Source organism: Erythrobacter fulvus, assembly GCF_028595285.1.
GTDB classification, from domain to species: Bacteria; Pseudomonadota; Alphaproteobacteria; order Sphingomonadales; family Sphingomonadaceae; genus Erythrobacter; species Erythrobacter fulvus.
The window spans coordinates 280,783-300,129 of sequence record NZ_JAQQXQ010000002.1 but is presented as its reverse complement, the minus strand read 5'-3'; the positions used below and the strand labels follow the sequence as shown (position 1 = coordinate 300,129).

General features: G+C 65.5%; 14 protein-coding genes. 6 read left to right on the top strand and 8 right to left on the bottom strand.

Features of this window, described 5'->3' with window-relative positions; translation table 11 throughout:
* Positions 1–8: 8 nt before the first annotated feature.
* Positions 9–2,489, bottom strand: a complete 2,481-nt coding sequence (locus tag OIK40_RS04380) for a zinc-dependent metalloprotease (RefSeq protein ID WP_273676522.1) — start codon at positions 2,487–2,489, stop codon at positions 9–11.
* Positions 2,490–2,597: 108 nt separating this feature from the next.
* Entirely contained in the window at positions 2,598–4,577 is a 1,980-nt protein-coding gene (locus OIK40_RS04375; protein ID WP_273676520.1) for a hypothetical protein, read from the bottom strand.
* A gap of 152 nt (positions 4,578–4,729) precedes the next feature.
* Here OIK40_RS04375 and OIK40_RS04370 point away from each other — a divergent pair, with 152 nt between their 5' ends.
* Together OIK40_RS04370 and OIK40_RS04365 are read left to right on the top strand one after the other, a co-directional pair.
* A complete protein-coding gene (locus tag OIK40_RS04370; RefSeq protein WP_273676518.1) occupies positions 4,730–7,006 on the top strand; it encodes a trypsin-like serine protease in 2,277 nt (758 codons plus the stop codon).
* A 122-nt stretch (positions 7,007–7,128) separates the two neighbouring features.
* The gene (locus tag OIK40_RS04365) at positions 7,129–9,279 is read left to right on the top strand and encodes a trypsin-like serine protease (RefSeq protein WP_273676517.1); all 2,151 of its coding nucleotides are present in this window, start codon (positions 7,129–7,131) and stop codon (positions 9,277–9,279) included.
* A gap of 54 nt (positions 9,280–9,333) precedes the next feature.
* Here the strand turns inward: OIK40_RS04365 and OIK40_RS04360 are convergent, their stop codons facing one another.
* The 3 genes from OIK40_RS04360 to OIK40_RS04350 form a co-directional block, all read right to left on the bottom strand.
* A complete protein-coding gene (locus OIK40_RS04360) occupies positions 9,334–9,567 on the bottom strand; it encodes a hypothetical protein (RefSeq protein ID WP_273676515.1) in 234 nt (77 codons plus the stop codon).
* Positions 9,568–9,609: 42 nt separating this feature from the next.
* Positions 9,610–11,601, bottom strand: a complete 1,992-nt coding sequence (locus OIK40_RS04355; RefSeq protein WP_273676513.1) for a TIR domain-containing protein — start codon at positions 11,599–11,601, stop codon at positions 9,610–9,612.
* A gap of 68 nt (positions 11,602–11,669) precedes the next feature.
* Positions 11,670–13,295: an AMP-binding protein gene (locus OIK40_RS04350; RefSeq protein ID WP_273676511.1), complete on the bottom strand. Its 1,626-nt coding sequence runs from the start codon at positions 13,293–13,295 to the stop codon at positions 11,670–11,672.
* Between the two features lie 125 nt (positions 13,296–13,420).
* Here OIK40_RS04350 and OIK40_RS04345 point away from each other — a divergent pair, with 125 nt between their 5' ends.
* Positions 13,421–14,230 (top strand): helix-turn-helix transcriptional regulator, encoded by an 810-nt coding sequence (locus tag OIK40_RS04345; protein ID WP_273676509.1) that lies wholly within the window; start codon positions 13,421–13,423, stop codon positions 14,228–14,230.
* Positions 14,231–14,380: 150 nt separating this feature from the next.
* Here the strand turns inward: OIK40_RS04345 and OIK40_RS04340 are convergent, their stop codons facing one another.
* Positions 14,381–14,917, bottom strand: a complete 537-nt coding sequence (locus OIK40_RS04340; protein WP_273676507.1) for a VOC family protein — start codon at positions 14,915–14,917, stop codon at positions 14,381–14,383.
* Positions 14,918–15,038: 121 nt separating this feature from the next.
* On the opposite strand from OIK40_RS04340, the gene OIK40_RS04335 reads away from it, so the two are divergent.
* From OIK40_RS04335 to OIK40_RS04325, 3 genes are read left to right on the top strand one after another with little or no spacing between them, the layout of a single operon-like run.
* Positions 15,039–16,463, top strand: a complete 1,425-nt coding sequence (locus tag OIK40_RS04335) for an aromatic ring-hydroxylating oxygenase subunit alpha (protein WP_273676506.1) — start codon at positions 15,039–15,041, stop codon at positions 16,461–16,463.
* Between the two features lie 5 nt (positions 16,464–16,468).
* The gene (locus OIK40_RS04330) at positions 16,469–17,221 is read left to right on the top strand and encodes an SDR family NAD(P)-dependent oxidoreductase (RefSeq protein WP_273676505.1); all 753 of its coding nucleotides are present in this window, start codon (positions 16,469–16,471) and stop codon (positions 17,219–17,221) included.
* A complete protein-coding gene (locus OIK40_RS04325; protein ID WP_273676503.1) occupies positions 17,218–18,015 on the top strand; it encodes a sugar phosphate isomerase/epimerase family protein in 798 nt (265 codons plus the stop codon). Before OIK40_RS04330 ends, OIK40_RS04325 begins: the two co-directional genes overlap by 4 nt.
* Here the strand turns inward: OIK40_RS04325 and OIK40_RS04320 are convergent, their stop codons facing one another.
* Both OIK40_RS04320 and OIK40_RS04315 read right to left on the bottom strand, forming a co-directional pair.
* Complete coding sequence (locus tag OIK40_RS04320; protein WP_273676501.1) at positions 18,016–18,939, bottom strand: SDR family oxidoreductase; 924 nt, start codon at positions 18,937–18,939, stop codon at positions 18,016–18,018.
* A 16-nt stretch (positions 18,940–18,955) separates the two neighbouring features.
* A complete protein-coding gene (locus tag OIK40_RS04315) occupies positions 18,956–19,342 on the bottom strand; it encodes a nuclear transport factor 2 family protein (protein ID WP_273676500.1) in 387 nt (128 codons plus the stop codon).
* Between the last annotated feature and the right edge of the window lie 5 nt (positions 19,343–19,347).

Sequence of the window (19,347 nt, the reverse complement as noted above, 5' to 3'; positions counted from 1 at the left end):
TTTCGCTGTCATTCGCCCGGTGCAAGCAGGCTCGAAAGGTTCATCCAGTCATCCTCGCCGATCGGATCGCCCGGCGGCACGCTGACCATGCGCGGCAGGCTGGCGGCGAGTTTTTCGCGGGCATCAGGATCGCCCAGCGCGCGCGAAAGGCTGAGCGCCCAGGCCCGTTCGGCCCCGTTCGCCTTGCGCTTCGCCAGCAATGCGGCGACGTCGACCAGCTTCTGGTCGAGCGCGGCGGCGACTTCCGGAGTGGCATCCCCCCGCCGCGCAACCTGCGCCATCGTCGCAAGCGTGCGATAGGCAATCCGGCGGCCGAGATCGTCACCGGTCCGGCCCAGCACCCTGTCCGTCAGCCGGTCGAGCACTTCGCCCACGCCCAGTGCGGCAGGATCGCCATGACGCTGCACCACCAGCCGCGCGAGCCGGCGCGGGGCGAGCAGGGTCTGCACGGTCAGCGAGGTGGCGGCATCGGCGGCGACCAGCGGATCGAACACCGGCCCGCCGGCGGTGGCGAAAACCTCGGTCTCGTACTGGCGATCATTGGTGCCGTTCTGCGCCGCCGACAGCAGCGGGACGAGCGCGGGCGGCACGCGCAGCGCCTCGGGCGTCAACGTCGCCAGCACAGCATCCAGCGTCGCGCGTTGTCTTGCGGGGGCAACCGGCTGCGCCGCCTCGCGCCCGCCGCCATTGACGGCATAGGTGAAATCGACCCCGCCGATCTGCTTGGCCGCAGCGACCAGCTGGTAACGGTGGAGCAGCCAGAGCGGCACGAAGCGGCGGCGCAAGTTTGCCACCGGCTCTCCGGGGGCGAGCGCGCCCAGCCCGAAGCGGGAAAGCGCCGCCGCGCGCACTTCCATCATGCGCGTCAGTTCGGCGGTCGGATCGGCGCCATCGTCCCACAGCCCGCCCCAGGCATAGGCGGTGTCGGCGCTGCGGGAATTGTCGTCCTGCCCGTACCGGAACTGTGCCGCGGCTTCGGCAGTCTCCGCCTCGTCCGCGTCGCCATACAGCCATCGTACCGTCGCCACGTCCCACGCGCCGATGCCTTCGGCATAGGCGTCCGACAGGTCGGGCGCGCCATCGACCAGCCCGATGCGCGGCGGCGGATAGTCCATCACCGATGCCCGATCCTGCGTGCTTGCAGCAAAATTATGCGCAAAGCCCAGTGTGTGGCCGACTTCGTGCGCGCCAAGCTGCGCCAGCCGGTCAAGCGCGACCTTGACGGGATCGTTCGGCCCGCCGCTGTTCAACGCGCCCGCGCCCACCAGGGCCTGGAATATCTGGATGTCCTGCCGCGCGCGCAGCGAACCCAGAACCACCATGCCCTTGATGATCTCTCCGGTGCGCGGATCGACGATCTGCTGGCCATAGGCCCAGCCGCGCGTCGCACGGTCGACCCAGTTGACCATGTTGTAGCGCACGTCGAGCGGATCAGCCCCTTCGGGCAGCATCTCCACCCGGAAGGCATCGATATAGCCTGCCGCATCGAAGGCATCGCCCCACCAGCCGATCCCTTCGATCAACGCAGAGCGGATCGGTTCGGGGGTATTGCGATCAAGATAATAGACAATCGGCTTCTTCACCCGCGAGCGCGGGGCGGAAGGGTCTACCTTCTCCAGCCGGAAGCGATTGGCGAGATCATAGACCACCGGCGCGCCGAGCGGGGCGGAAAAGTCCACCACTTGCGTTGCGAACCCGCCCAGTCGCGGATCGAAGACGCGCGGCTCGAAGCCCGGTTCGGGCAGGCGCACGAAGCTGTGGTGCACCGTGAGGGTGAGCTTTTTGGGTTCGGGCACGATGTTCTCGACTTCGGCACCCGGCTTGTCGGAAACGAAGGTCTGTACAGCATCCACTTCGAGATTGTCGGGAAACAGCTTCACCGAAGCGGGATCGGCAAGGCTGAGCTTGTCGTCCAGCCGGAAGCCCTTGCCGCCGATTGCGCTCGACGTGCCGATACCGAAGGAATCCTGATCGAGATTGAGCGAGCCGGCGATCCCCAGCGTATCCATCGCAAGAAACGGCGCGATGTCGATCACCATCCGTCCGTCGTCCAGCGTTTCGGCGATATCGGTGATCCACATGGTCGAGATCCCGAAATCGCTCGCCACCGCCTGCTGCTGCGCCGCGTCGCCGGCGGTCGCCCGGAAGCGGGGGTTTTCAAACTGCACCGCGATCTTGCCGCCGATGCGGCGGAAGGCGAGCAGCTGGGTATTCCCGATCCGTCCGCGATCAAGCACCAGCGGGGCCGAACCGAGCCCGGTCTTGAGCGCGGTGCTGTAAAGCACGCGCAGCGCCACGCCGTCTTCGGCCGGAGCAGGCAGGGTCAGCAGGATCCGGCCCTTTGCAGCCTCCGTGCGCACCGGCAGCAGCCCGGCTTCTCCCCCCGGAGCGACAATCTCCTCTGGCGCAGGCTGCGCGCCGAGCGGCGCGAGCGGTGCGGACAGGGCAAACAGAATCGCCCCCAGGCGCATACGGCGCATCATCTTCATCTGGCCCCCTTGCTGGCTTGCGCGGCTGCGGCGCGCGCAATTATTAGCGGTGATGCTCGGGCAAGAACCGCCAAAGCTCAAGCAGGAAATCGCGCGCTGCGTGCGCGATCAGGCCGGAAGCGCCAGATGTTTCGCGCCGAACACCGCCTGCCAGCTTTCGATCTCGTCCACCACGGCTTCGTCGACGGCATGCACCAGGTCTGCCGCGGCCTGATAGCTCAGCCCGCTTTCAGCACCCGACAGCAGCAGCCCGATGCGGGTCTCGACCTCGCCCAGCCGCTCTGCAGCCGCGCGCGAGATAGCGCCGAAGCGTTCGAAATCGCCGAAATAGCGGATCCCCGCGATGTTCGCGCCGAGCGTCGGGAAGGCCACCCCAAGCAGGGTGAAAACGGGCGAGAGAGCATCGGACAGGCTCTTGGGCGCAATTCCGGCCACCGTTGCCAGCTTGAGCAGCAGGTAAGCGAGGACCGAAACCACCGCCAGCGCGAAACAGGTTCCCGCCAGCCGGTCGAGCCGGTGGTGAACCCGCTCCAGCCGGATCGCCTTGCCTTCGTGATAGGCACGCTGGGCAGCAACATGCGGGCGCACGACGCCGTCAAGACAGGCCCGCAGATAGGCGCGGGTGACGCGGACGCGCGGCAGGCCGACCTCGCGCAGCGTGTGACGGGCAAAGTGTTCGGGCCACTCAGCCGCGTTTCCGCCGCCGCCTTTGCGCGGCCAGCGCCCCGTCGGTCGCGACACGCCGAGCAACAAAAGGCCCGGCGCATGACGCAGATATTCCGCCACGCGGCGCAATTCGAACCAGCGCCGGTGCCAGCCGCGCCGCGAGCCTGCCAAGGTCAGCGCCAGAATGCCCGCCAGCAACAGCAATTCGACCGAGGCGAACAGCCATTTCGCGTGCGTCATGCCCAGCGGATAGAAAGCCAGACCGATGATCACCGCCAGCGCGGCGAGCACGAAATTGATGCACATCCCGCTGCGATAGGCGTCGGACAGCCGGCCCGCGATCCCGTCGGCGCGGGCGAACATCGGCAGCAATTCGTCGCGCAGGCGTGCCGCAAGTTGCGGATCCCCGCCCGGCGCCGCGGCGACCGCCGCCAGCATTTCTGCCGCACTACCGGTCGCAATCGCTTCCGGCGCCTCGTAGGCGACCCGCGATGATGCGGGCAGCAGCTTGCCGTCGCCGAACACCCGCTCGATCAAGCGATAAAGGCCGAAGATCCGGCTCGACCGGTCATGCCACCGCTCTCCGGCAAGGCGCTGCGGATGCCAACCCTTCGCCACCACCGCCGCATGAATCGTTGCTTCCAGCCGGGCCGTGTCGGCCTGCGCGTCCGCTGCGCGCATTCCGATATGGCCGAGTTCCTCGGGCCGGGTCAGGATCGACCAGGCTTGCGGCGTGACCGGATCCACCAGCAGAACCGGCGTGCCCATTGTCAGCGCGGTCGCGACGGTGTGGCCCGTACCGCCGGGCAGATTGGCAACTTTTCCGTCCCACACCGCAATCACGAGGTCCGTGCGTTCGATCATCACCCTTCCGGCCAAGGCGACATTATCCGATGCCATCGCCTCGAACGCGCGGGCGGCAATGCGATCCTCGGGATCGGCCAGGCTTGCCATCCACAACCGCTCTATCTGCGCGTCGCGATCAGCCAGTTCGAACATTTCCGCCCTCGAAGTGACCGCGCGGATCGCGGCAGCGCGCGCCTCCACCGCCGGATCGCTTGCCGCTTGCCCGCGGCACAGCGCGGCGGCATCGGCGACAGTCGCGGGGTGGGCGTTGATCGCCAGATTGAGATCCGCCCCGAACGGCAGCGGCACCGCCAGTTCCCACCCGCACGCCAGCGCCAGTTCGGCTGCGACCTGATCGGTGCCGTCGACCAGCAGGCTGTGCAGCCGCACCGCCGCATGGGTTTCGGGCAAACCCGTCACGATCGCATCGATCCGCGCAAACAGTTCCGCCAGTGCGGCGGCTATCGCTTCGACATGCGCGGAATAGGATGAGTTGGTGGCGCGGTGGCCGGTAATGCCGAGGGCAAGACGCGGTTGCCACGTGGCCTCAGGGCTCGGACTGGGCAAGGGGGGCATTGGCGGGCTGTCTCTCCTTGCCGGGCGGCCGGGTGCGGCAACCTTAACGCCTTGTCTCGCGCGGTTACAAGGGGCGATGCGCGCAAAGGTTTGACCGTGGTGGCGGCAGGGAGCATCATGTAGGCTTGAAGGCACCGGGGGGGAGGGATGCCATGATCAGGCCACTGGCCGTGTTTTTTGCCGTGTTCTGGGCGCTGGCTGTGCCCGCCGGGGCGCAGGCGCCTGTCCCGCGGCAATATGACGACCGCAGCGTGATAGAACGGGCGGACCCCGACAAGCCCGCGGCGCGCGTTGCGCGAGAGAATGCCGCCGCCGCCGACGCGCAGATGCGCTGCGATGCCGGCGACCTTGCCGGATGCGCCGCGCTTGGCCGGGCCTACATGCTGGGCGAAGGCAAGCCCCAGAACCGTCCCGTCGCCGAATTGCTGTTTCGCCAGACTTGCGACGGGGCCGAGGCCTCGGGTTGCCTCGGGCTGGGAGAATTGTTCTGGCATGTCCCTGAGGAAGAGACGCGCAACCTGGCCTTGGTCGCGTTCCAGCGCGGTTGCCGTCTGGGCGCGCTCGATGCCTGCGCAAAGGCAGCGGAAGCGATCGAGTTGGGCGTCTGGACCGCGGGCGGAGACAAGGCCTCGGCCGATGCGTTGCGACGCGAAACCTGCGAAAAGGGCGGGGTTGCCTCATGCCGCGAACTTGCACAGTCGCTCTTTTGGCGGGACCGTCCCGATAGCGAGCAGGCCCGGGGACAGGCCGTAATCGAACGCTTCTGCCGGGAAGGCGACGCGGAATCATGCGGCATCCTCGTCTCCCACCTCGATAAGGAGGAGAACGGAAATCCGGTAGAGCTGCGCGAATGGCGCGAACTGGGCTGCCGGGCGGGCGATGCGATGCATTGCCGCGAACTTGCGGAACAGGCGTTCGCCACAGGCAGTGGCCTGCCGGAGGATCGTAGCGATGCGCTCGCCCTGTTTGACCGTGCCTGTGAACTTGAAACATATTTTTGCGGGCAAGCCGATGATATCCGCGCCCGTCCGGTACTTTCGGCAGCTTGCACGCAGGGCATCACGGCGGACTGCGTTGCGCTCGGCCAACTTTATGCCGACAGCCAATCCGCGCTCTATGCACCAAGCGAGGCGGTTACACTGCTGGGGGATGCCTGCGAAGCCGGCGCCCTTGCGGCTTGCGGGACTGCGGCAGGGCTGCTGCTCAATGTCCTTGAAGGCGATTGGGCAGACAGCGCGCTGCGCGCCGAACGTTGGTTTGTCACCGCCTGCGACGGGGGGAATGACGACGCTTGCTACAGCCTGGCCAGAAGCCTGCTGGACGGCGAAGGCCTTCCGCCGGATCGGGCACGCGGATATGCGCTGCTGGCAGGCGTTTGCGAACGCGGCGACCGGTCCACCTGCGACTGGCTGATACGGCGCGGCGAGACGGACCCCGATGCACCTGTGATCCCCGCTGACAGCGAATATTTGCCGCCAATGACAGCCGAAGAGAAAGCCGAGGTCGAGCAGCGCTGGCGCGAGGAGATTCAGGCGCAGGCAGCCAAGGACAGGGCGGATTTATGCACCACCACGCGCGTTGAGTTCCGCGGCATCATCTACGAGGACACGATTTGCCAGGTGGCTCCGGCGATGATCGGCGGCTTTCGTATGCACCCTGGCGAGGCTCCGTGGCAGGCGCTGCTGTGGCGTCCCGCAACATTGAACGGACAGGCCCTGCCGCCGGGACAAAGGGTAGCCTGCGGCGGCGCACTTGTCGCCAGCGGCTGGATCCTCACCGCCGCGCATTGCGTTGTCGACGAGAACAAGAAGTCGCTGATCGGGCCGGGTCACCGGGTCCGGCTGGGGGTTCATAATCCGCGGGCAGACGAAGGGGTCAGCTACCCCATCCTGCGTGCCGTCCCGCATCCGCGCTATCACGAACCTAGCAGGGCCTTTGATATTGCTCTGCTGCGGTTCGATCCCCGCGCGGGGGTCAAGGGAGAGGCGACCAATTCGATCCGGAGCATCCGGCTGGATCCCGTCCCGCTCGACGACCGCAGGATCACGCAAGGCCTGCCGGTCTTTACTTATGGCTGGGGCCTCACCGCAGTAAACGGCGATTCAAGCGAATATCTGAAAGGCGCGAAGCTGGAGCTTGATGATCCCGCGCGATGCACCCGGCGCACCGAGTTCCGGGGCGAATTGTTGCGGGATGCGGTGCTGTGCGCCAGCGCGCCCGATCGCTCGCAGGCGTGCAACGGCGACAGCGGTGGGCCGCTCATTACTTATGGCGATGCCGCAAAGGTTCCCACAGTGATCGGAGTCGTTAGCGCAGGAGAGGAATGCGGAACGACCGGTGTGCCCAGCCGCTACACCCGGGTCGCCAAGGTGCGCGACTGGATCGATGACGTGATGGCTGGCCGGACACCTGCGCGCAGACGGCGCTAGGCCGGAAGGCTGTGCGGGTACGCCGGCCTTGACGTATCGACATGCGCGCAAGGGCCCGGTTTGACCGAACGCGCGGGAAAGCGCATTATTCCGTCCGGGGCGCGGGGGGAGAGCAGGCGGTGATGAGACCGATTGCGATGATGTTGGGCGCTTTGCTGGCCCTGGCGCTGGCGGTGCCGGTGGCGGGTCAGGCGCAAGTGCCGCGCGAATATCCGGACGATGCCGATATCTGGCCTCTGGCCGACCCCAACAAGCCGCAAGACGTGCTGGCACGCGAAGCCGCCGAAGCTGCGGTCGTCGAAGCCGCCTGCGACAGTGGCGACCTTGCCGGATGCGCGGCGCTCGGGCGGGCCTACCGCGACGGCGAAGGCAAGCCGCAGAACCGCCCCGTGGCCGAATTGCTGTTCCGGCAGGCTTGCGACGGAGCCGAAGCGGCGGGTTGTCTCGCGCTCGGTGAGCAATTGCACAAGCTCGACGATAAAGGCGCGCAGGAAGAGGCGCTGATCGCCCTGCGACGCGGCTGCACCCTCGGTGCTCGGGAAGCGTGCGATCAGGTCGAACGGATTTCCGCCGATACCGCTGCGCGCGCCGAAGACCGGCGCCTGCTGGAACGGGAGTGCCGGGATGGCGAGGTCGATTCCTGCAATGCATTGCTCAACGAACATCTCGATGACACGGTCGAGCTGACGGCCGGATTGCGCGAAACGCTGGCGCAGGGCTGCCGCGCGGGCGCGGCACAAGCCTGCTACCGGCTTGGCGAGACGGCCTTCGCAGAGGGTCGCGGCCCGCCCGAGAACCGGGTCAAGGCCCTCACCCTGTTCGACGAGGCTTGCAGGTTCGACCAGTACAGGTGCTCCATATCGGAGCAAATCCGTGCGCGGCCAGTGCTGGTCCAGACCTGCCAAGCCGGGGTGATGGCCGATTGCTACGCTCTGGGGCGCATCTATTCGGCGGAATTTTCGCTGCTTCATTCCCCGACAGAGGCACTGGAGTTGCTCGGCAAGGCCTGCAACGGGGGCGAGGCCATGGCCTGCGCCGAGGCGGCTTCGCTGATAGGTGACGATGCTTCGCCCGATGCCATCGCCCGGGCCGATCAGTGGTATGCCAAAGGCTGTGAGGCCGGTATCCGTCTCGATTGCCTCAATCTTGGTCTGCGGCTGACCGAAGACCAGCGACCGCCCTCGGATCGTGAGCGCGGCTACACCATTCTCGCCGCCGAATGCGATGGCGGAAACGAAATGATGTGCGAGCGGCTCTACAAACGCGCCGGAGCCGACCCGGTGGCTCCGCTGCTGGTCGCAGACGACCGCTTCGCTCCGCCGGCCGAGCCGACAGACGCAGCCGAAGAGGCGCGGCGGCTTGCCGAAAATCTTGCCATGGAGGCAGAGAACGAGCGGTTCGATCCTTGCACGCAAACCTCCGTCAGTTTCCGCGGCACGACCTATTCCGACACCATCTGCGAAGCCGTGTATCGGATCAGCGGCGGGTACCAGCTGCGGCCGGGTCAGGCGCCCTGGCAGGCCTTGTTGTGGCGCCCCGCGGAACTGAACGGTCAGCCGCTTTCAGCCGGACAGCGGGTTGCTTGCGGCGGTTCGCTGATCCGGGCCGGGTGGATCCTGACAGCGGCTCATTGCATCGTCGACGAGAACGGCAATTCCCTGATCGGACCGGATCACCGTATCCGGCTGGGGGTCTATAATCCGCAGGCAGATGAAGGCGTGAGCTATCCGATCCTTGGTGCGGCTCATCACCCCCGCTATCACGAGCCCAGCCGCGCGTTCGATATTGCACTAATCCGGTTCAATCCGCGCGCCGGGAAAAAGGGATCCGAAACCAACGCGATTGCCAGCATCCGGCTCGATCCGCTGTCGCTTGGGGAACGAAAAATCGCGGGCGGGATGCCGGTCTATACCTATGGCTGGGGGCTGACGAAGTTCAGAGGGAAAACCAGCGACCACTTGCGCGGCGCGCGGATGCAGCTGGAGGATCCCGAGGCCTGCACCAGACGCACAAAGTTTCGGGGTTCCCTGCTAAAGGACGCGGTGCTTTGTGCGGCCGCGCCCGATCGTTCCCAAGCCTGCGACGGGGACAGCGGCGGCCCCCTCATCACCTATGGCGATGCCGTGAAAGGTCCGACAGTGATCGGCGTGGTAAGCGCGGGCGAAGCATGCGGCTTCACCGGCATTCCCAGCCGCTATACCCGGGTCGCCAAGGTGCGCGGCTGGATCGACGATGTGATGGCCGGCCGGACACCCTCGCGCAGAGGTCGCTAGGCCGGCAGGCAGGCGGGCCCGGTACCCTGACCGAGCCGCGCCTGCATTCTTCTTTTATTCGGCAGCCGGGCCGACCGGATTGCCATTGGTTTCCGTGCCTTCCGCGGCGGCGGCGGCAGCTTCAAGCGCTGCGGCATCTTCTTCGGTCATCGCGCCTTCCTCGGCCGGCGCAGCTTCGGTTGTCTCGGCCGCCGGCTCTTCTGCCGGTGCCTCGGGCGCTTCGCCCCCGCAGGCCGCCAGCGTCAACGCGGCTCCGGTGATCGCTGCGACAGTCAAGATCTTCTTCATGTGCATAGCCCTCCTCGCCCCCAATTGGGCGGGAATGAGCTATCACGAGGAAAGGCGCAAAAGCAAATTCTCGAACGCAGGCTCTTCATGCAAAGGATCGAGCAGCGGGTCGTTGCGGGTGAACAACACGCCCGGATCGCGTGCTTCGAACGCCTGTTCGAGCAGCATCAGCGCATCGGCCTTCTCGCCGCGCTGGGCGCGCACCTGCGCCTGCTGATAGAGGCTGGCATCCCCGTATTCGGAAATCATGCGGACCAGCGCTTTCTGTGCCCCGGCCGGGTCTCCCAGCTTGTGCGCCGCGATTGCGGTCGCCGTCAGCGCGAAGATCGCCACCGGCTCGGCCTTGGCCGCAGCCAGCGCCGCCGCTGCATCGCCTTGCATCAGCAGGGCATTGGCCATTGCGAAATGGGCGCTCGCAAGGCTCGGATTAAGCTCCAGCGCGCGCTGCATGTAGCGTATCACCGCATCATAATCTTGGGCCAGCAGGGCGATGTAGCCGGCTGTACGGAACGCACGGGCGTTGAGCGGATCGAGCGGGAGCAGGCGTTCGATCATCTCTTTCGCGACGCCGGGCTCGGGGCCATAGGCGTGGAACATCGCAACCGCCCGCAGCGCGTCGGCGTCGCCCGGGGCAAGGCGTTCGGCGGCCTGATAATGCGGCGCGGCGGCGGCGCGATTGAGCTGCCCGTTATTCAGCGCAAAGCCCAACGCGAGATGGCCCTGAGGCAAGCGGTCCTCCAGCGCGATGGCACGTTCGGCGGACGTGATCGCGGCCTCGAACAGCGACGCCACCTCGTCGGAATCGTTGGACGCGTTGGCAATGGCCGAAAGCATGGTCGCACGCATCGCGTGGGCGGCGGCATAGTCGGGATCGGCGGCAAGTGCCGCATCGAACTGGGCGAGTGCGCCGCGATCGCTTTCAACCCCGGCCGACAGGTCAGCCAAGGCCTGGCCGCGCAGGAAAGCCTCGTAGGCAAGGATGTTCTGCGTTCCGCCGACGCCCTGCTGGGCCGCGATGCTGTTCTTGACCTCTTCGCTCGTGGCCACTTGCGCCACCAGCGAAGTAGCCACAGTTTCGGCAATCTCGGTCTGGAGCGCGAATACATCGCCGGTCGCACGATCATAAATATTGGCCCAGAGAACCGTGCCGCCCTCGATCTTCACCAGTTCGGCAGAGACCCGCACCGTAGCCTCGTCACGCTGCACGCTGCCGCGCAGGATATGTTCGACGCCCAGCTTGCGGCCGATGGCGAATTCGTCCTCCCCCGCAATCGCGCTGGAGGACGTCGGCGCGGCGACCCTCAGCCGCGGATTGCGCACCAGCACCGAACGTAATTCATTCGAAAGGCCGTTGGAAAACCACGCCTTGTTCTCGTCCCCCGTCAGATTGGCGAAGGGCAGGACCACCATCGAGACCGCACCCGCGGCGCTTGGCGCGAACAGGCCGGTCGCCCAGCCAGCGGCAAGTGCGGCGGCACCGGCCATGCCTACGCCACCGATCATCAGCGCCCGCCGCGACAGGGCAGGCCCGCCGCCCGCCGGTGCCGAAGGGCGCATGGCCGCAGCGACAGGGATTGGGCTTGCAGCCGCCGAGGTCCCCGCTTCCCCCGACATGTTTCTTACAGCGACAAGGATCCGGGCGGCCTCGTCCGCCGCCGGATCGCCGGACCAGCCGGCGATATCGAGCAGCTGGAACTGGCGGAAACCGAGCGGGGCCATGGTGCCGTCGAGCGAAAGCGGAACCAGGCATCCGCGTTCGCGCCCGCGCTGGGCCTCGTCGCGCACCCAGTGCGAGGCGACCGAGGTTTGCGACCACAACACCACCACGCAATCGGCGGTTTCAAGCGCCGTTTCGGTGGTCGCCAGATAGTTTTCGCCGCCCTCGAGCCGCCCGTCCCACCATACGTCGAAACCCGCGCCTTCGAGCAGCGCGATGACCGGTCGGGCACGATCCAGATCGCCGCGCGAATAGCTGACGAAGACCGACGGCGGGCCCCCGTTCTGCCTATCCTGAGCCGTGTCTCGCGTTACCATCACCTGTGCCCCTGTGGGTCCCCTGGGGCGGTGTTACATCGAAACTGCCCCGTGCGCCACGCTGCACATTATTCGCCCGCCGCCGTGTCCGCCAGCGCCTGTGCGCTCTTGTAATCGGGCTTGCCGTTGTTGAGCCGCAGCGAGCCATCGGTGAACACGTAAAGCCGCGGAATCTTGTAACCGGCAAGGCCCGCGCGGGCGCAGGCATCGAGATCCTGCTCGGTAACCGAACCCTCGCGCTGGACCACCGCCACAACCTTCCGCCCGAAGCGCGGATCGGGAAGGCTCACCACCCGCACATCCTTCACCGCCGGATGTTCAAGCAGCACCGCCTCGACCTCCTCGGGGAAAACCTTTTCGCCGCCGGTATTGATGCACATGTTGTCGCGGCCGATGAATTCAAGGCTGCCATCCGCCGCCCAGCGCGCACGGTCGCCGGTCATCAGCCAGCGCTTGCCCCCGATTTCGGGGAAAGTCTGGCGGTTCTTCTCGTCCTCGCCGAGATAGCCCAGCGGCAGCGGCCCGGTGCGCGCAACGATCCCAACGCCGTCGCTGCCCGGGGGGATTTCATCGAGGTTTTCGTCGAACAGCTTCGTCTCGCGCCCCGGCAGGGGCTGGAACTTGCCGCCTCCGGTGGAGCCTTGTGCGGTGGTGATAACGATGCCCGTACCCGAGCTTTCCGACGAACCCAGCGCATCGATGATCATAAGCAAGGGATGGTGCGCGATCAGGCGCTGCTTGAGCGCGGGCGAGAACACCGCACCTGACGACGTGATCGACCGCAGCGAGGCCAGCACTTGCGCCCCATCCCCGCGCGCATCGAGGCGATCGGCGAGCGGCAGCGCGAAGGCGTCGCCGACGATGAAGATGCCCTTCGCCCCAATCCGCTTCACCTCGTCCAGCGCGACATCGGCGTCGAATTTAGGCGCGGGCAGCAGCGCCAGCGTGCCACCCTTCAGCAGGTGGATCACTGCGGTGAACTGCCCCGCCCCGTGCATCAGCGGCGAAAGCAGCAGCAGCGGCGAAGTGCTGGCGGGGTGATCCGTACCGATCGCCGCCGCCCGCGCGGTCTGTTCGTCGATCGATGAGGCGACGAAGGGCGGATTGCCCGGCCCTTGCTGCCAAACCCCGATGCTGAACGCGCCCCATGCCTCGTTCATCGGCCACATCACCGCCTTGGGCATCCCGGTGGTGCCGCCGGTAGCGGTGAGGAACAGTGCGTGCGGATCGTCGTGAACCGCGAAATCTTCCGGCAGGTCGCTGGCACACAATGCCGCCCAAGCATCGCTCCCCACATCGACCGTCATGGTACCTTCGGGCATGGCGTCACGCGCGATTTCGGCAAAATCGCTCTCGGTGAACAGCGCCTTCAGGCCGAAACGGGTGAAGATGTCGGCCAGCTCGCGGGCTTTGTAGTGGTAATTGACGTTGACCGGCACCACCCCTGCCTTCACGCAGCCGAAATAGGCCAGCATATAATCCGGGGTGTTGCGCAGCATCTGTCCGGCAATGTCTCCGGGCTGCAATCCGCGCGCGCGCAGGCCTGCGGCAATGCGGTCGGTCAGTTCATCGAAGGCGCCCCAGCTCACTATCCGCTTGCCGTGCACCAGCGCCGGCCGGTCGGGCGGGATCGCCTGCGCCAGCCGCTTCAATACCAACCCGAAATTCGCGCCCGCAAAGCCCATGCCCGCCATTCTCCTCTGTCATTTTCGCTAGCCCCCGCGCCCGCTTGTTTCCCCTACGTAAATGAAGAGGACATTCCGCAAAATTGCGCTAGGGTCCCGATTCGAGAGAACAAACGAGAGGAGCGAGGCTGACAATGGCCCATAATGTTGTCGAGCTGCGTACACCGCAAGGTCGTGAATCGCTGGAACAACTTCTCGATTCGGTGACAATCACCTGTCCCGAGGACATTCACGATGCAGCGGTGAACCTTGCACGAATCGCGCAGGAACGCGGCATGCAGATCGCGGTTTGCGACGACATTTCCTCGAAGGAGCCGATGGTCGATGCCGACGGCACGATCCTCAACGCCGACATTTTCCGGTGGCTGGACGACGGCGCGCGCTGGTGGGAGGATCACCGGCTGGCGCTGCATTCGCCGCTGCCACGCGCCTGCCGCTATGAAAGCGAGCCTTTCTGGGTCAACCGCCTCGGCTTCAACACACGCTGGCGCAATTCCTATCTCGACGAGATCGATCTTGCCGATTTCGAGAAGCGCGCTCTGTGCAAGGCGGCGATCGTGATCCCGGTGCATCTGCCGTTCGGCCAGATCTCAGCCTCCAGCTTCATCAGCATGGACCGCGAAAAGGAAGACCTGACAGCAGAATTCGCCGAATATGGCGCGCTGTTCGCAATGGTGACGCGCTGTTTCGTAGCGGGTTATGTCCAGGCCAACCGCACCAAGCGGCGCATCCCGTCCGACTGCGTGCTGTCAAAGCGCGAGGTCGAATGCCTGCGCTGGGCCGCGATCGGCAAGACCGACAAGGAGATCAGCATGATCCTCAACCGGTCGCACGCCACCATCCGCTACCACATACACCGCGCGGGCGAGAAGCTCGACAGCGTCAACCGCGCGCAGACGATCTTCAAGGCGGGGCAGCTGGGGTATCTGGGGGCCAGCGATTGATTGTTTTGCGCGCCCGCCTCCGCGGGTGCGTCCTCGGCGCGTTTCGATCCCTATGGGATCGAGCGCCTGCGGGCGGGCGGTCGCCCTTGCGGGCCTATGGCCCGATGCAGCCCTTTTCGTCGGCACTGCTGCTCACAATGACGAAGCCGATTATCCCAGCTTTCTCAACGGCTCCGAGCCGTCCCAGCCGATCCCTGCGGCCTTGATCATTCCGAACAGGTCCGGCCCGTCCTTGGCCTGCTGGAGAATCTCCACCAGTGTTCCGGGTCCGCCGCCGGCATCGACATAGATCGCCTTGCTGGTGCCGAAGGTGCCCTCGATCATGATCTCGGCGCCTTCCGCCTCGCACACGGCACGCGCGTGATCCATATCGTCGACAAGGATGCAGACGTGGTGCAGCCCGTTGCCGGTCGCCCCGTATTCCCCGGTGTAGACCGAAGGGTGATTGTCACGCGGGCGGATCAGCTCGATCTGCAGATCTCCCCAATATGCCAGCGCGAGATCGAACACGGCATCGGTAGGTTCGCCGCGATACTTCATGCCGTCGAGGTGGATACCCTCGATGATGTAGAAGGGGCCGACCCCCATAACTTCGGTCCAGTGCTTCACCGCGGCATCGAAGTCCTCCGGCACGAAGGCCAGCTGCATTACCTCGCCCAGGGCCGCGATTTTTCCGCCTAACGCCATGTTCCTCTCCAATCCGCTAGGGTGACCATGCGTCCAAGCTGTGTGATATTCTCCCCGCAAGACACTGCACAAAGTGCGAGGACGAGGGACGGGGACACCCCCGAAAGGACGCTTTAGGCCGATGAACGAGATCAAGGATATTGCCCGCGGCGATCGCTGCCCGGGAATCAGCTATACCGACATGCTCAATGGCGACACCCGCCGCCCGCCCGATTACCTGTTCGAGGAAACCACCATCGAAATGGGTGACGAGCCGCTTTCGGTCGCGCCCTATATCTCGGAAGAATTCGCCCGTCTCGAACGCGAAAAGATGTGGCCCAACGTGTGGCTCTTCGCCGCGCGCGAGGACGAGATGCCCGATCCGGGCGATTCCGTCGTGTTCGATATCGCCGGCAAAAGCTTCCTGTTGCTGCGCCAGAAGGACGGCAGCGTAAAGGCGTTCTACAATGCGTGCCTTCACCGCGGTCGCAAGCTGCGCACCGAAAGCGGCAATTCGGTGCAGCTGCGCTGCCCGTTCCACGGCTTCACTTGGCGCAATGACGGTTCATTGAAGGAAATCCCCTGTTCGTGGGACTTCAAGCATCTCGAAGGCAAGGACCTGTCGCTGCCCGAAGCCCGCGTCGAGCTGTGGCAAGGCTTCGTGATGATCACCGAGAACCACGATCTGCCCGATTTCAAGACCTGGCTCGGCCCGGCGGCCTCGCATTACGAGCGGTATGACTTCGAAAACCGCTACACCGGCATGTGGGTGCACAAGCGCATTCCGGCCAACTGGAAGGCGACCGCCGAGGCTTTCATGGAGGCCTGGCACTCGATCACCACCCACCCGCAGCTGCTCGCTTTCCTCGGCGATGCCAACACGCGGTATGATCTGATCGGCGATCACTTCAACCGCGCGATCACGCCGTCGGGCGTGCTCAGCCCGCACATCAAGGGCAAGAATTCCGATTATGTGCTGGAGAAGATGAACGAGTTCTCCGGCGGCAGCGATGCCAGCACCAACCGGCGCTTCAACGCCAGCGGCACGACCGAGGAATATGTCGCCGACGATCCGCTGGGCGCACGCAAGATCCTCGCCGATGCGGGCCGCAAGGGTTTTGCCGAGCAATATGGCTATGATTACTCGGACGCCTCGGACACCGAGATCCTCGACAATTTCACCTATAACATCTTCCCCAATTTCTCGCCGTGGATCGGCTTCCTGCCGACACTGGTGTACCGCTGGCTGCCCGGCGACACGCCCGACTGGTGCACCATGGAAATCCGCCTGTTGTTCCCCACCCCCAAGGGCGAACCGCGGCCGCGATCGGTGGCGATGACGCGGATTCCCGACGACGAACCTTTCGCCTGGGCCACCGACGTCATGGGGGCCGGGCTCGCCAACGTGTTCGATCAGGACATGGCCAACCTGCCCTATGTGCAGGAAGGCATGAAGGCGATGAAGGAAGGCATGATGGAGCTCGGCCATTATCAGGACAGCCGGGTGCGCCACTTCCAGACCACGCTGAAGAAATATATCGACGGGGAACTGCCCGCGACTAAGTAAGCGTCATGGGCTTTTCCTTCGAACTCACGGGGCGCACCGCGCTCGTCACCGGCGCGTCTTCGGGCCTTGGCACGCGCTTCGGGCGCATCCTTGCCGCCAGCGGCGCGCGCGTTGCACTCGGCGCGCGGCGCAAGGAACGGCTTGAGGCGCTGGCCGACCAGATCGGGGCGCAAGCCGCTGCGGTGCAGATGGACGTCGCACGCGAGGCCGACATTATTGCCGGCTTCGATGCCGCCGAAGCCGCTTTCGGGCCGGTGGACACGGTCATCGCCAATGCGGGCGTAGACGGCGCAGGCATGGCGACCACCATTTCCGAAGAAGAAATCGCGGCGACGCTGGCAATCAATCTCAAGGGCGCGATCCTGACCGCGCGCGAGGGTGCCAGGCGGATGATGGCGCACGGCATTACGAAGGGGCGGATCGTCATGATCGCCTCGATCACCGCTTTCGAACCTTCACCCGGCCTCGTCGCCTATGCCGCTTCCAAGGCGGGCGTGGTGCAGGCGGGGCGTACGCTGGCGCGCGAATGGGCGCGTGCGGGGATCAACGTGAACACTGTTTCGCCCGGCTACATCCGCACCGCGATCAATGACGAATGGTTCGATACCGAACCCGGCAAGAAGCAGATCGCGCGCTTTCCCAAACGCCGCCTGATGGGTGAGGAGGGGCTGGATGCAATGATCCTGTTCCTATGCTCGGACGCGGCGAAATTCGTGACCGGCGCAGACTTCGTGCTGGATGACGGGCAGACATTATGACCCGCCGCCTGATCTCGCTTGCCGCCGGGATCATGCCTGAAGCCACACCCTCGCAACTGATCGAAGCCGCCGCTGCGTCCGATTTCGACTTCGGCGGCATGTGGGCCGAGCGCGAAACGTGGACGCCCGCGACGACCCGCGCAATTCGGCAACAGGCGCGCGATGCGGGTGTGCAACTGCTCGATCTTGAGGTCGCGTGGATCATGCCCGGGCCGCCCGATCCGTGGCTGACCGAACTTGTCGATATCGCTGCCGAGCTGGGTGCGCGTAATCTGCTGTGCGTTTCGAGCGATCCCGACATCGCGGCCACTACGGCCAAGTTTCAGGCGATGGTCGACCGGGCGAAAGGCACCGGGGTCAGGATCAATCTCGAATTCGGCATCTTCACCGAGGTCAAGACGATCCACATGGCGCGCAGCATCCTCGAGGCGGTCGAAGGCGAGGCCAAGGCGCTGCTGGTGGATACGCTGCACTGGGCGCGTTCGGGCGGCACGGCAGAGGAACTGGCAGCAATCCCGCGCGAGTGGCTGTCCTATTGCCAGCCCTGCGATGCGCCTGCCGAGGGGCCGGATACGAGCAATTTCGACGCGATTATCGATGATGCGATCAACCGCCGGATGCCGTTGGGTCAGGGCAGGCTGGAGCTGGCCGCGATGGTCGATGCCCTGCCCGATCACTTGCCGATGGCGGTGGAAGAACGCTCCGAAGCCTTGCGGGACGCCTTCCCCGATCTGATTGAGCGTGCCCGCGAAGTGGCACGCACCAGCCGCAAATGGCTGGATCCTCGCGCCTGATCAGCCCAGCAGCCCCGCGCTCCAGTCCTTCGATTTCGCCCAGTCGAGGTGGCGCGTCGGCTCCATTCCGAGCAGGTCGTGCGCTTGCTTCGGATCGACCACCAGCGGTGATCGGGCCTGCGAATTGTAGAAGGCGTAGAACTTCGCCATCCCGTCATAGATGCTGAGCGGGGTAACCTCGCGCGAACCGGTGACCAGCTCGCTCATGCGCGCGGCAAATTCTTCCGGGGCAAGGCTCTGGAACCGGACGGGCCGACCGATCGCTTCCGACAGATTGGCGGCGACCTCGTCCCCCGTCAGCGCCTCCGGCCCGCCGAGCGGCACGTGCTGGCCATCGGCAGCATCGGTCTGGAGTGCGCGGCGCATCGCCTGCGCCACATCTTCAAGGCACACCCAGTTGATAAGCAGATCGGGCTTGGCCGGATAGGCGAAGATGCCTTCGCGCATGATCAGCGGGCGCGTCCAGATGCGGTACTGGTTGTCCATGAACACGGTCGGTTCGATGAACACGCAAGGGATGCCCGTTTCCTCCAGTGCGCGCTCGATATCGCGCCGCCCGTCATGTGCCGACAGGTCAAGATCGTGATCGGCGACATAACAGGCGGTGTTGAAGATGATCTTCTTCAGCCCCGCGCGCCGCGCACCTTCGGCAATCTGCTGGCCGAAATGGGCGGCCCTGGCGCGGTCGAACTCGAACGGCAGATGGAAGGCGGCGGCGTCCTGACCGGCAAAGGCGCTTGCCATGGCGTCGGCATCGGTGATGTCGGCGTGGACGGTGGGCAGATCGGGGAAAGGCGTGCCCGCCATCGCATCGGCGCGGCGCACCCCGGCGGTGACCCGAAAACCGTGGGCGAGAAGTTCCGCCACCAGCGGCTGCCCCTGGTCGGCAGGCGCGCCAAGGACGCAGACTTTGCTGATGGTCACCGGAAACTCCTTATGATCAGGCGCGCGCCGCGACCTCTGCCGCGTCGAAATAGTGGATCCGCAGTTCCTTCAGCAGGCCGTCCTCGAAACACCCGGCCTCGCAGATCGTCTGGGTGAAGGGCGCAGAACCATCCTTGGGGTGCATGGTGAGGCGAATTACCATCACAGCCCATGTGTCGCCACCGGTGCAATCGAGCATTTCGAGCTTGGTATCGGCCCAGGTGCCATACATGGCAGCGGCGCAGCGTTGCAGCGCATCCTTGCCGCGCCACTCACCCGCGAACGGCAGCGAGTTCGCCTCGTAGAGGACGAAATCCGGATGGATGAGCGCCTCGACCGCGTCCCAGTCGCGGGTGCCGGCGGTGGCATAGACCGCCGCGAGCATCTCTCTGGGGCTGGCCAAGTGCC